Here is a 13,192-nt window from a genome sequence, read left to right as displayed (position 1 = left end):
TAATGAGCTATCAACCACTTTTACTTAACTTTGAGGAAGCAGCAGAGCTTCGTAAAGAACTTGGCAAGGATAGCCTTTTAGGTAACGCACTGACTCGCGATATTAAACAAACTGACGCTTACATGGCGGAAGTTGGCATTGAAGTTCCAGGTCACGGTGAAGGCGGCGGCTACGAACATAACCGTCATAAACAAAACTACATCCACATGGATCTAGCGGGTCGTTTGTTCCTTATCACTGAGGAAACAAAGTACCGTGATTACATCGTTGATATGTTAACTGCGTACGCGACGGTGTACCCAACACTTGAAAGTAACGTAAGCCGTGACTCTAACCCTCCGGGTAAGCTGTTCCACCAAACGTTGAACGAAAATATGTGGATGCTTTACGCTTCTTGTGCGTACAGCTGTATCTACCACACCATTTCTGAAGAACAAAAGCGTCTGATTGAAGACGATCTTCTTAAGCAAATGATCGAAATGTTTGTTGTTACTTACGCACACGACTTCGATATCGTACACAACCACGGTTTATGGGCAGTGGCTGCAGTCGGTATCTGTGGTTACGCAATCAACGATCAAGAATCAGTAGACAAAGCGCTTTACGGCCTGAAACTCGACAAAGTAAGCGGCGGTTTCTTAGCACAACTTGACCAACTGTTTTCGCCAGACGGCTACTACATGGAAGGTCCTTACTACCACCGTTTCTCACTACGTCCAATCTACTTGTTCGCAGAAGCGATTGAACGTCGTCAGCCAGATCTTGGTATTTACGAATTCAACGACTCAGTGATCAAGACAACGTCTTACGCGGTATTTAAAACGGCATTCCCAGACGGTACATTGCCAGCTCTGAACGATTCATCGAAGACGATTTCTATTAACGATGAAGGCGTTATTATGGCAACGTCTGTGTGTTACCACCGTTATGAGCAGACTGAAACTTTACTTGGTATGGCTAATCACCAACAAGATGTTTGGGTCCATGCTTCAGGTAAAACGCTATCTGACGCTGTCAATGCAGCAGACGACATCAAAGCATTCAACTGGGGTAGCCTGTTTGTAACGGACGGCCCTGAAGGCGAAAAAGGCGGCGTAAGCATTCTTCGTCACCGTGACGAACAAGACGACGACACGATGGCGTTGATTTGGTTTGGTCAACACGGCAGCGATCACCAGTACCACTCTGCGCTAGACCACGGTCACTACGATGGGCTACACCTAAGCGTATTCAACCGTGGCCACGAAGTGCTGCACGATTACGGCTTCGGTCGCTGGGTAAACGTTGAGCCTAAGTTTGGCGGTCGTTACATCCCAGAGAACAAGTCTTACTGTAAGCAGACAGTTGCTCACAACACAGTAACGGTTGATCAGAAAACGCAGAACAACTTCGATACGGCATTGGCTGAATCTAAGTTTGGTCAGAAGCACTTCTTCGTAGCAGACGACCAGTCTCTGCAAGGTATGAGCGGCACAATTTCTGAGTACTACACCGGCGTAGACATGCAACGCAGCGTGATTCTTGCTGAACTTCCTGAGTTCGAGAAGCCACTAGTTATCGATGTATACCGCATCGAAGCTGACGCTGAACACCAGTACGACCTACCCGTTCACCACTCGGGTCAAATCATCCGTACTGACTTCGACTACAACATCGAAAGCACGCTGAAGCCGCTAGGTGAAGACAACGGTTACCAGCACTTATGGAACGTTGCTTCAGGCAAAGTGAACCAAGAGGGCTCTCTGGTGAGCTGGCTACATGACAGCAGCTACTACAGCCTAGTAACCAGCGCGAATGCGGGCAGTGAAGTAATCTTTGCTCGCACTGGTGCTAACGATCCAGACTTTAACCTTAAGAGTGAGCCTGCGCTTATCTTACGTCAGTCTGGTCAAAACCACGTGTTTGCTTCTGTACTAGAAACGCATGGTTACTTTAACGAGTCTATCGAAGCCTCTGTAGGCGCTCGTGGCCTGGTTAAATCAGTGTCTGTTGTGGGCCATAACAGTGTCGGGACTGTTGTTCGCATTCAGACTACTTCTGGTAACACTTACCATTACGGTATTTCAAACCAAGCTGAAGACACGCAGCAAGCAACTCACACAGTTGAGTTCGCGGGTGAGACATACTCGTGGGAAGGGTCATTTGCTCAACTGTAAATGATTGACACATAGGCCGTTTAACGATGGCTTGTGTTGATGTGGTGCTTTGCGGGAACGAAGCGCCATATCATGTTCGATTGTAAGGGTGTTCGCATCTAAGTAACTGAACGAAATTAATGTCGATGACAAAGAATATCGGAAATAAGTCAAACCGAGTAACTCACTGCGAGTTGCTCGGTTTTTTTATTCGTGTGGTTTGAGGGTGAGATCGTTTGAATTAATTGGATTCAATTTACATCTGGTGTTTAGGGTTGATGACTAGGGGCTGTTGACCTTTCGTGGTTAAGTTTTGTTCGAGATAAAATCGTTTTAGGCGCGGCGAAGAGTATGTAGCCTAGTCATTCTAAGCAAATATTCTTCAACAAAGCATAAAACGATTTTAGCCGAACCCTTCGGGCAGCTCTTGTGGTTCATTTCTACAGCGTTATCGGCTTTTCATGTAGGCCAGCTACACGTCAAAGCCTCTTCCTTGTATAAATTTTCCACAAGATGCTGCAAAACCCAGCTCGAAAGATCAACAGCCCCTAAATTTAGAGAAACGTTTAATGCTGCAGCGGCGCATTGACAACGAAACGATTTAACAAAATGAACGTTGTTATCTGGTTCTGCGAGTATTGTTACGATAACTTCCAATAACTTTTAGTGCTTATAAGTAATACAATTGGTGGTGTTATATTGTTCGAAATTTATTACTTACTGGATAAGGTTGTTGAAAAATGACAGTGTTTTTTCCGCATTATTCTTGACTCGGCAAGTTCTTGTTGTGAGCTACTCTAGTACCTTTAGGGGGCAGGGAAAGGTGTCAGACGCTTTGATTTATTGGGGGGAACTTTAAGAGTGTGCCTGACTCATTTTTCTTTGGTCAGAACGATAGGAATGTACACTAATTAAACCTATCAAGCTTTATCTGTAAGTGATTTACTGATTCGTATCCGGTTAGATATTGTCGGATATGAAGGACGAAAGACTGAGTTGCTATCTGATTTGTCACTTATTAATCACAAGACCTATTCTTTGGGTTTATATGAGGCCAATTCGATAAGTGATGTCAGTATCCGCATTCGAAATTCATGCGCTGGATCACGCACGAAAGTCCTAAAACGGTTGCCTTAGCGGATTCGGCTAGTTATTATAATGAGCATATAATCATACAATAACATATTTGGAGTTGAACATGACTAAACCTGTAATCGGTTTCATTGGCCTAGGTCTTATGGGCGGCAACATGGTTGAAAACCTGCAAACACGCGGTTACCACGTAAACGTAATGGATCTAAGCGAAGAAGCGATGGCTCGTGTTACTGCTCGTGGCAATGCTACAGCTTTCACTTCCGCTAAAGAACTTGCAGCTGCAAGTGATATTGTTCAGTTTTGCCTTACCACCTCTGCTGTTGTTGAAAAAATCGTTTACGGCGAAGACGGTGTTCTAGCGGGCATCAAAGAAGGTGCAGTACTCGTAGACTTCGGTACGTCTATCCCTGCTTCTACTAAGCAAATCGGCGCAGCTCTTGCTGAAAAAGGCGCGGGTATGATCGACGCACCTCTAGGTCGTACTCCAGCCCATGCTAAAGATGGTCTTCTGAACATCATGGCTGCTGGCGACATGGAAACTTTCAACAAAGTTAAACCTGTTCTTGAAGAGCAAGGCGAAAACGTATTCCACCTAGGCGCTCTAGGTGCTGGTCACGTGACTAAGCTTGTAAACAACTTCATGGGTATGACAACGGTTGCGACTATGTCTCAAGCTTTCGCTGTCGCTCAACGCGCTGGTGTTGATGGTCAGCAATTGTTTGACATTATGTCTGCAGGTCCATCTAATTCTCCGTTCATGCAATTCTGTAAATTCTACGCGGTAGACGGCGAAGAGAAGCTAGGTTTCTCTGTTGCTAACGCAAACAAAGATCTTGGTTACTTCCTTGCTCTTTGCGAAGAGCTAGGTACTGAGTCTCTAATCGCTCAAGGTACCGCAACAAGCCTACAAGCTGCTGTAGATGCTGGCCTTGGTCAAAACGACGTACCAGTAATCTTCGACTACTTCGCTAAACTAGAGAAGTAATCACGTCGTTTAGACACGGTTGGATAAAGAACCTGCTCATTTGAGTGGGTTTTTTTATGCTTGTTTTTAGACATTCTTGGAACGATATTTTTTAAGGAAGTGTATTTAATGCAGCCTTATTCTTTATGGCGTAACGAAATGTCTTGGCTCTTCATTTGAGCTATATCGATCTAAATGAGATAAGCCTGAGACTACACAAGCAGTTCAGACATTTTCTCGGGACAGTAACTTTGTTACTTTTTGGTGGCGATCAGTCATACATCAATTCGTTGGCTTTGTTTGAGTCGAACTCTATCAATGACTTGCGAGCAAGATGTCTGAAGGGCAGCGCTTTTACTAGCTCTTCAAAGGGCTGAATGGCAAATGCCCAAAAGATAGAGCCGTCTAATCCAAAGATGATCAATGCACACAATGGAATTGAAATTACCCATTGACCAGTAAAGTTGATTTTGAAGACTGCGGTTGTTTTTCCTAGTGCTCTCAATACATTTCCATGGACTGTGTTGTAGCCACGAACAATCGGTAAAAAGATGTAGAGTGGGGCGATAACGGCCAACGCTTGATATGTAGACTCGTCCAAGTTCGGGTAAATGTCACCAATCACCATACTTAAGCCTGCGAACAAGATTGCACACACAAAAGAAATGACTACCGCAATATCAATGCTGGTATCGACGTTTTTGACTAGGTCATCCATCTTTTTAGAGCCAATCGCTTGGCTGATAGTAATTGCGGAAGAGTGAGCCCAAGCGGTAATAAATTGAGAGACAGCCCTAATCCAAGGCATCACCAAAGTAATCGCAACATACGCGTTGATGTTAAGTTGCGAATACAGTAACTGATAAATCGTTGCGCCAATCAACAGCATGGTTACATTTGCTGCGACAGGGAATATCTCGATAAAGTGACGGCGAACGTTTGTCATGAACTCTGATCGTTGGGCGTCTAATTTGAGTGAAATTGCTGAGCTGAAATACACGCAAAGAACCAGATACACAAGGCGAAGGGTGATAGCAATAACACTGCCTAGCGCGGCGCCTTGAACACCAATACCTTCGAAATTTGAAAAGCCGTGAATGAGCCCATAAGAAAGTACAGCGTTGATCGGCAATTCAATCAAATACCCTTTAAACGGTATCTTGGTTCTTCCTAATGCGTTAAATAGGGCGATAATCACTTGCGTTAATGCAGTGAAAATGACGAGATACTTTGAGATATCAAGGTAGTGGCTGATTTCTAAGTAAAGGGCTTTATCGTCGGTTAAGGCTTGAATTAAAGGCTGTTCTAAAAAGGTGAGTAGAAACCAAAATATTGTCGCGATACCTAAGTTGATGAACAGACCTGCCCAAAACGCTTTGGATAATGAAGCGGTGATGCCAGAACCTACGGCGCGGCTTAATACTAGTTGAGTGCCGTTTGCCAGCGCCATTTGAATACCGAGTACAAAGGCAACCATAGTCGTCGCAATTCCCATGGCAGCCAAAGGTATTTCACCAAGAGGAGAGACCAGCAGCGTATCGATCATCAACATCGACTGCATCAATATACCGTTTAGGGCTAGGGGCCAGGCGAGAGAGAAATTTTTCCTTACATACGATTGTGTAGACACAAACAATACCTTATGTGTGTAACCGTAAGTTTTCTCTGAGAGGACCCGAGTTCAACATTTAAAGATGAAACACTACGGTAATGGATGGTTAAAAATGGGCGCTAAAACTGACTGACTCGTATATTGGGATACACGAGTCAGTCTGGTCAATCTTGGTTATGCGATGGCTAATTCAACCCTAGACAGCTTTTGATTTTCATCATCAAGTAAAGCTTGAGAGGCTATTCGAGCCTGATTCGCATTGCCTGACATAATCGCATCATATATCGCTTTATGCTCTTCTAAACAGAAGCGACCGCCTTCGGCAGAGTGGTCGATAAACTGTTTGAAAATCGTCGACAGAATGTTCGCGAACGGAATGTAAAACTGGTTACCCGTCGACAAGAAAATCGTTTGGTGAAACAGATGATCGTTGGTTGTCCACTCTTCATAATCAAAGCCATTTGCTGCGATGGTCATCTTTTGGAAAAGAATCGAAAGCTCTTTACGTTGCTCTACCGTAGCGTTGGATGCCGCAAGCGCACACGCTTCTGGGTCAATCGCTTTTCTTAAGCCTAAAAATTGAGATAAGAAGGGTTTGGTGTCTTCCAGATCTTGAATCCAATCTAGGAGTTGAGGGTCTAAAAAGTGCCATTGAGTACGTGGCCTGATATGAGTCCCCACTTTAGGTTTTGATTCGATAAGCCCTTTGGCTGAAAGTAGCTTTGTCGATTCGCGAAGTGCAGTTCGACTGACGCCAAAGACTTCACACAACTCCATTTCACTGGGTAATTTCTCTTTTTCTTTGAGCTCTCCCGACAGAATTTTACGCGCAATCTGTCGAGCCACTTGAACATGAATTCGGCGGCTTGAATCTGCCACCAATGAAAATATAGCCATATAAACCACCTCAGGCTGACGTATTAAGTATAAAAACAGCGGATAGATTTAAGTTAGCGCGACTTTAAGCTTGAGGGATAATGCTTGTAGCGGCTATCGAGTCAAACATCTACAGTCACCTACTATTTTTAATAAATCATACAATAACACCTAGTTCAATCAAGTGTACAACGATAGAAATGCGTCGCAGTGAAGGGGAACTCACAAGTTAAGGTGATTTTTGTGATGTTACGCATGCCAAAATTGCGTAAATAGGAACTATTTGTATGTATAAATAAGAAGGTACGACTGGTAGTGATAAGCTTCGAAAAGTTTGTGGGATTTTGATAGAACCATAGAGTATAAGGGAGCTCACGTTATTATCCCCCTCATTTGGTGCATTATACTTTCAGTGCTATAGTACGAGTTAAATAATACATATCTAATAAGTAAGTAGACTCATGGCAGAAACTTTCAAATCTATTTCAGGCTCTAAGCGAAGCCTTCATGTGCAGGTGGCACGTGAAATCGCTCGTGGTATTTTGTCGGGTAATTTACCTCAGGGTTCGATTATCCCTGGTGAGATGGCTCTGTGTGAGCAGTTTGGTATTAGCCGCACGGCGTTGCGAGAGGCGGTGAAACTTCTAACTTCAAAAGGCCTTTTAGAGTCACGCCCTAAAATCGGCACTCGCGTTGTTGATCGTGCATACTGGAACTTTTTAGATCCTCAGCTTATCGAATGGATGGATGGACTAGCTGATACCGATCAGTTTTGTCATCAGTTTTTAGGTTTACGTCGTGCGATTGAACCTGAAGCGTGTGCATTGGCAGCTAAGTTTGCAACTGCAGAGCAACGTATTGAATTATCAGAAATTTTCCAAAAAATGGTAGAAATTTCTAGCGAAGAAACGCTTGATCAAGCTCGCTGGTTAGATATTGATATGAAGTTTCATAGCCTTATCTTCAATGCAACGGGTAATGATTTCTACTTACCGTTTGGCAACATATTGACGACGATGTTTGTTAACTTTATTGTGCACTCTTCAGAAGAAGGCAGCACATGCATTAACGAACATCGCGCAATATACGAAGCCATTATGGCAGGCAATAGTGATAAAGCACGCCAAGTTTCGGCAAGTCATTTGCAAGAATCAAACCACCGATTGCCTGTAACAAGCTAACTGAAAGCACTTGATGTGCCCTTACAAATTTTAAAGCACGCATTTAGCGTGCTTTTTTGTATCTGTATTTTTATGTTTCTGACATTGCACTTCTTATTCTAATCTCTAAAACTTGATCAATTCTGCTATTCAACCTAAAAATCAACTCGCAACTCGATATATTAATTATATAATAATACTAATCAAACAAATGCGAGTATGGTTATGCCCCAGTCTCTACTGCCAAATATTCTTCAATTCATAGGTCAAATCGACCCATTCGATAAGATCCCTAAACAAGCACTTCGCGAACTTGCCTCTAATGTTCAGATCACTTATCTCGGCAAAGGGGATGTGGTTGATCTGTGTGAGTCGGGTAAAGAAAAGTCGCTCTACATCATCCGAACCGGCTCTATGGAACAAAGAAAGTCAGACGGTGTACTTCGTGCTCGTTTAGGCAGTGAAGACTTGTTCGGCTTTACGTTCTTAGATTCTGAAGTTAATGACGAGAAAGGCTACAGAGCGATCGCAATCGAAAATAGCTTACTTTATGTGATTCCACATTCGGCGCTTCAAGCGTTGTTCAAGGCATTCCCAAGCTGCGCAGAACACTTTGCATCACAGGCGCAGGTTCGGTTGAAGTCGGCACTTGATGTTGTGTGGTCAAATAAAGAAAAAGGCTTGTTCATTCGTAAGGTTGAAGAAGTGGCAAGCGGGCAGGTGGCTATCGTTAAGTCTGAACAAACTATTCAGTCGGTCGCGGTTGAAATGCTTCATCAACGCTCGCCATGTGCCGTGATCTATGAGGGTGAAACCATTGTTGGTTTGATTACCGACCGTGACATGACTAAGCGAGTGATCGCCCACGGTGTCAGCACTGATAGCCTGATCTCCGAGGTGATGACGCATTCTCCACTGACGGTAAAACCGGATGATCTGGTGCTGCATGCTGCGTCTATCATGATGCAATTCAACATCCGTAACTTGCCCGTTGTGAAAGAGAATAAGGTCGTTGGTCTTCTCACTACGTCTCACTTAGTTCAAAACCACCGTGTCCAAGCGATCTTCTTAATCGAGAAAATCAAATACGCGGGCAGTGTGAAAACCATGTCTTCGTTTACCCCAGAGCGACAAGCTATTTTTGAAGCGCTGGTGGAAGGCAAGGTTGCACCGGAAACCGTAGGTAAGGTCATGACCATGATTATGGACGCCTACACACGCCGATTGATTCAGATAGCGATTGATAAGTTAGGCCCACCACCTTGTGATTTTTCTTGGATTGTTGCGGGCTCGCACGCTCGTAATGAAGTCCATATGCTGTCGGATCAAGATAGTGCGATTGTACTCTCTGACGATGCGACAGACAGTGACCGTATTTACTTCAAACATTTAGCGATGATGGTGACTAACGGATTAGCGAGTTGTGATTATCCATTGTGTCCGGGTAAATTCATGGCTGCGACACCAAAATGGTGTCAGCCACTCAGCGTTTGGAAGCACTACTACAAGAAGTGGGTGGCTAACCCTGAGTACGAACGCTTACTCAACATCAGTGTGTTCCTAGAAATTCGAACCATCTATGGCAACAGTGAGTTCGAAGGCATTCTTCGTGATGAGTTGCATTCTAACATTCGCAGTAACCGTGAGTTTTTAAGCACACTAGTGAAAGATGCGGTAAACACCAACCCGCCATTGGGTATTTTCAATAGTTTGGTTCTAGAGAAATCGGGTGAGAACAAGAAAACACTCAATGTGAAGAAGTACGCCATTAACTTGATTATTGATCTTGCGCGTATTTACGGATTAGCGGTGGAATGTGATTTGTCAGCAACCGATGAACGTTTCGCAGCTGCCAATGAAAAAGGCATGCTGAGCGACGACGCATTCAAGAACATTCTGGGCTCTTACCAGTTCATTCTCTCTTTCCGATTTGGTCATCAACTTGAAGCGCTGAAGAACGGGGATGTGCCTGACAACAACATCAACCCAGATAGCTTTGGTAGCTTTGAGCGTAAACACTTGAAAGATGCCTTTAGGATCATTGCTGACCTTCAAGAAGCCGCGAAAATCCGTTTCGGAGCACGCTAATGAAATCGTTTTTAAATTACTTTCATCCTCTTGAGAAAATTAAGCGCACACGAAAGCAATATTTGAATACGGTTAAGCTGCCAGAGGCGTTACATGCTCTTGTGGATCAACCTTGCCCAGAGATGACGGACTTGGCCAAAGATAGCGAATATATCGTTTTAGATCTTGAAACTACAGGCTTAGACAGCGAGCAAGACCTTATTCTATCTATGGGTTGGGTCGATGTGGTCAAGGGGCGAATAGACTTAGCGTCCGCCAAGCATATTTATCTGGATAACGATTCGCAGATCAATGCTGAAACTGCAGTTATCAACCACATCACACCACAAATGCTGGAAGAGGGCGCTTCAATTCATGATGCTATGCTGACGTTTTTCGAAGCCGCAAAAGGTAAGATCATCGTCGCGCACGCTTGTGTGGTCGAAGAGAAGTTCATTAGCCAGTATCTATTAAGATGCTATGGCTTAAGGCAGTTGCCTTTACTTTGGCTAGATACACTATGTATTGAGAAAAGCATGGAGAAAGCGATCAGCAATCATGAAGAAGTCGATTTAACCTTGGCAGGGACTCGCGAAAGGTACGGGCTTCCTGAGTACAACAGCCACAATGCATTAGCCGATGCCGTTTCGACAGCGGAATTGTTTTTGGCTCAGCAGAAGCGAGTCGTGCCTAATGATGAAGTGACACTTTCCTTTTTATATCGGATCAGCCGTTAGGGTTGTATCTTCCTGTAAGCGAATCATTGTTGAATGACCTGATTTGAAAGAAGAAAAGCCAGCGATTAAGCTGGCTTTTGTTTAGGTCTTAGAAAATTAGGACAGTAATTATCTTAGATTATTTATATAGCTATCGATTAGAAGCTGTAAGTTAGACCAACACGGCTACGCAGTTCACGAGTCGCTTTAGTCGATGAAGTACTCACATCACCAAACTCTACATATGGTGCCCATTGACCCATAATGTGGCGAATACTTGCATTTAACTCGTAGTTTGTATCATCGTTGTCGTAGATGTTGTAATCATCTGCTTTGTAGTAGTTACCTTCAAAACCGAAACGCCAGTTCTCCATTGAGTAGTTGATGTTTGCTGTTAAGCGATGGCGACGTTGGTTTTCATCGTTTTGATAAGTTAAGTAGCCGTTATCTAAGATTGGCTTGCCGTCTGAGTCAGTTGCAATTGATTTTGTGTTCTGTCTCATATCGTAACGGTAACGTGCACTTAGGCTTAAACCGTCAATGCTGTCGACACTGTATGTCGCGCGAACTTGAGGTTTGTATGTGACACCAGACTCGCGACCTTCTATTGGCATACCGTAAGTCATCGTCCAGTTATCGTTAAGCACATGGCGATAATTAAGACCAAGTTCCCAACCATTATTCTTCAAATCTTCCATAAACTCGCCGTCTTCTCCCTTGAATTTCGCTTCGATATCTACAAGGAAGTTGCCAATGCTATCGCCCAGTTTTACACGAGTAGCGTGTTGATCTGTATGACTCTTGTATTCGTGTCTCATATCGAAAGACGCCGCAGATACAGAGCCAGCAGCGAGTACAGATGCCACAGCAATCACGATTTTAGTTTTATTCATGGTATTAATTCCATATTTATAGGTTGAGTATTGGCCTCAAGTTAGAGCCAAATAGGGTAATTCGTTTGATTAATGCAACAGTCTTTTTGAATCTGTTGAATTCGCCGAGTCCTGCTTGCATTAAAATAATACAAATATGCTATAGATAATGTGAAGGTCGATCTGTGAATTAGATCTTGTTGTTATCATAAATCTCATTTACACAGATCGTTACAAATTGATGGGATTAAGTAATCAATTGTTTTAAAAGAATAAATATTAATTTATTTGTTAGGGCTTCTTTCTGTAATGTGCGCTATAGCAAAAATAGTAATGTTTCACTGTAGATTTTATTTGTAATACATTATTATTCTTTGGCGTTCGGGTGGTGGGTGAATAAGATCACTATGATGGCTGAGCGACAAAGCTGATCTTGAATTTGAGATTGGTATGAGGGCAGGTTGTCTAATGCTGTCGGATGAACCATCGACGATGTGAATTTTTGAATGAATTGAAACATGTGGGCTTTATCTGTTTTGGGGACAGTAAGCTAGAGGTGGAGAAGGCTGTCAGTCTTCAGTCTATGTTAAAAAAAATAATTAAGGTGTTTTAGGTAATACCTTAATTATTGCTCCCAACTATTCTAATTATAACTTCTGCTTTCGTTTAGAAAGGTAGGACATGGTAGTGAAGATCTGCCCTTGCGCTCATGTTGATACAGGCAACATGAGCGTTTTTTTGTCTGAAATTTGAGTTGAGGGTTATCTGGGGCATCTATCAAGACGATTAACGATTAAGCTTCTCGGTTGCTCACCGCACGTTCAAGTGAATCCGTTTGACCCACTACTGCAGTTGCACTTTTCAATGTATCAGGTACAAAGAGGTGGGGTTGATAGGTAGGTGAGGTTGATAGATAAGATCAACGTTATTCACGCTGAGATTACCTCTGAAAAGTAGCCTCATGACAATGCAGTCCGTTCTAGTAATATGCGCTCAGGAAGAGCAGTGCTATGGGCCAATTATACAGGATTTAGGACAGTCTCAGTAAACTAGCCCTTAGCACAAACTTATACTGGACTAGCTTTCTGTCGGCATCCAAACTTGTTTAGACGTGATTTTGTGGTCTTTAAAGGTCAGTTCTTCAACCTTGTCACCGTTAGTATTCCAGCGAGTGAGTTTCCCGTTTGCTACTTCGCCTTCATCAAATTTCGCTTGGCTAGCCTTATTGCCATTAGGGTAGTAGTTCGTTACTAATCCATTTGTTTTCCCGTGACTGAATTCGGCTGTTAGGCTTTGTTCGCCATTCGGATACCAACGAGAGCCAGCACCCGACAGCTCATTGTCTTTATAGCTGAGCTCAGCTTTTTTCTGACCGTTGGGATACCAGGTTTCAGCCTTGCCTTGCAGTTTACCTTTAACGTAATTCACTTTAGAAGCGACTTGGCCATTCTGATACCAATTTGTTTCTAACCCAAGTTCTAGACCATCGGAAAATTGGGCTTTGGTCGCGATTTGGCCGTTATCGAACTTCTCTTCAAATTGGCCAGTAAATGGCTTTGAATGGTTGACTTGGTAAGCCACGCCTTTTCGCATCTGCAAATAGTCAACAACAACATCATCATTGCTGGTGGCTGCATAGCTCATAGAAGACATCGTACTAAGAGCAATTAAGATTGGGACGTATTTCTTCATAAT

9 protein-coding genes are annotated in these 13,192 nt (G+C 43.3%); 5 read left to right on the top strand and 4 right to left on the bottom strand.

Annotated features, from left to right (window positions below; all coding sequences use genetic code 11):
- Positions 1-2 precede the first annotated feature (2 nt).
- Together AB6D07_RS13155 and AB6D07_RS13150 are read left to right on the top strand one after the other, a co-directional pair.
- Complete coding sequence (locus AB6D07_RS13155; protein ID WP_009846520.1) at positions 3-2,156, top strand: heparinase II/III family protein; 2,154 nt, start codon at positions 3-5, stop codon at positions 2,154-2,156.
- Positions 2,157-3,333: 1,177 nt separating this feature from the next.
- Positions 3,334-4,215: an NAD(P)-dependent oxidoreductase gene (locus AB6D07_RS13150; RefSeq protein ID WP_012603741.1), complete on the top strand. Its 882-nt coding sequence runs from the start codon at positions 3,334-3,336 to the stop codon at positions 4,213-4,215.
- A gap of 250 nt (positions 4,216-4,465) precedes the next feature.
- Here the strand turns inward: AB6D07_RS13150 and AB6D07_RS13145 are convergent, their stop codons facing one another.
- Positions 4,466-5,755, bottom strand: a complete 1,290-nt coding sequence (locus tag AB6D07_RS13145; protein ID WP_029222932.1) for an MATE family efflux transporter — start codon at positions 5,753-5,755, stop codon at positions 4,466-4,468.
- A 225-nt stretch (positions 5,756-5,980) separates the two neighbouring features.
- Positions 5,981-6,703 (bottom strand): FadR/GntR family transcriptional regulator, encoded by a 723-nt coding sequence (locus AB6D07_RS13140; RefSeq protein WP_029222931.1) that lies wholly within the window; start codon positions 6,701-6,703, stop codon positions 5,981-5,983.
- Between the two features lie 440 nt (positions 6,704-7,143).
- Here AB6D07_RS13140 and AB6D07_RS13135 point away from each other — a divergent pair, with 440 nt between their 5' ends.
- The 3 genes from AB6D07_RS13135 to AB6D07_RS13125 all read left to right on the top strand — a co-directional run bounded on the left by AB6D07_RS13135 (position 7,144) and on the right by AB6D07_RS13125 (position 10,646).
- Positions 7,144-7,863, top strand: a complete 720-nt coding sequence (locus AB6D07_RS13135; RefSeq protein WP_009846525.1) for a FadR/GntR family transcriptional regulator — start codon at positions 7,144-7,146, stop codon at positions 7,861-7,863.
- A 204-nt stretch (positions 7,864-8,067) separates the two neighbouring features.
- A complete protein-coding gene (locus AB6D07_RS13130; RefSeq protein ID WP_017103045.1) occupies positions 8,068-9,930 on the top strand; it encodes a DUF294 nucleotidyltransferase-like domain-containing protein in 1,863 nt (620 codons plus the stop codon).
- The gene (locus AB6D07_RS13125) at positions 9,930-10,646 is read left to right on the top strand and encodes a 3'-5' exonuclease (protein WP_017103044.1); all 717 of its coding nucleotides are present in this window, start codon (positions 9,930-9,932) and stop codon (positions 10,644-10,646) included. The genes AB6D07_RS13130 and AB6D07_RS13125 overlap by 1 nt, the downstream gene beginning before the upstream one ends.
- Positions 10,647-10,783: 137 nt before the next feature.
- Here AB6D07_RS13125 and AB6D07_RS13120 read toward each other — a convergent pair whose 3' ends face one another.
- Together AB6D07_RS13120 and AB6D07_RS13115 are read right to left on the bottom strand one after the other, a co-directional pair.
- Positions 10,784-11,518: an oligogalacturonate-specific porin KdgM family protein gene (locus AB6D07_RS13120; protein ID WP_009846528.1), complete on the bottom strand. Its 735-nt coding sequence runs from the start codon at positions 11,516-11,518 to the stop codon at positions 10,784-10,786.
- Between the two features lie 1,056 nt (positions 11,519-12,574).
- A complete protein-coding gene (locus tag AB6D07_RS13115; protein WP_017103043.1) occupies positions 12,575-13,189 on the bottom strand; it encodes a toxin-antitoxin system YwqK family antitoxin in 615 nt (204 codons plus the stop codon).
- Positions 13,190-13,192: the final 3 nt, after the last annotated feature.

The sequence above is a fragment of the Vibrio sp. 10N.239.312.C11 genome (genome assembly GCF_041466065.1).
Classification (GTDB): domain Bacteria; phylum Pseudomonadota; class Gammaproteobacteria; order Enterobacterales; family Vibrionaceae; genus Vibrio; species Vibrio tasmaniensis_A.
The sequence above is the reverse complement of the archived record's forward strand: the minus strand, read 5'-3'. Positions and strand labels throughout refer to the sequence as shown.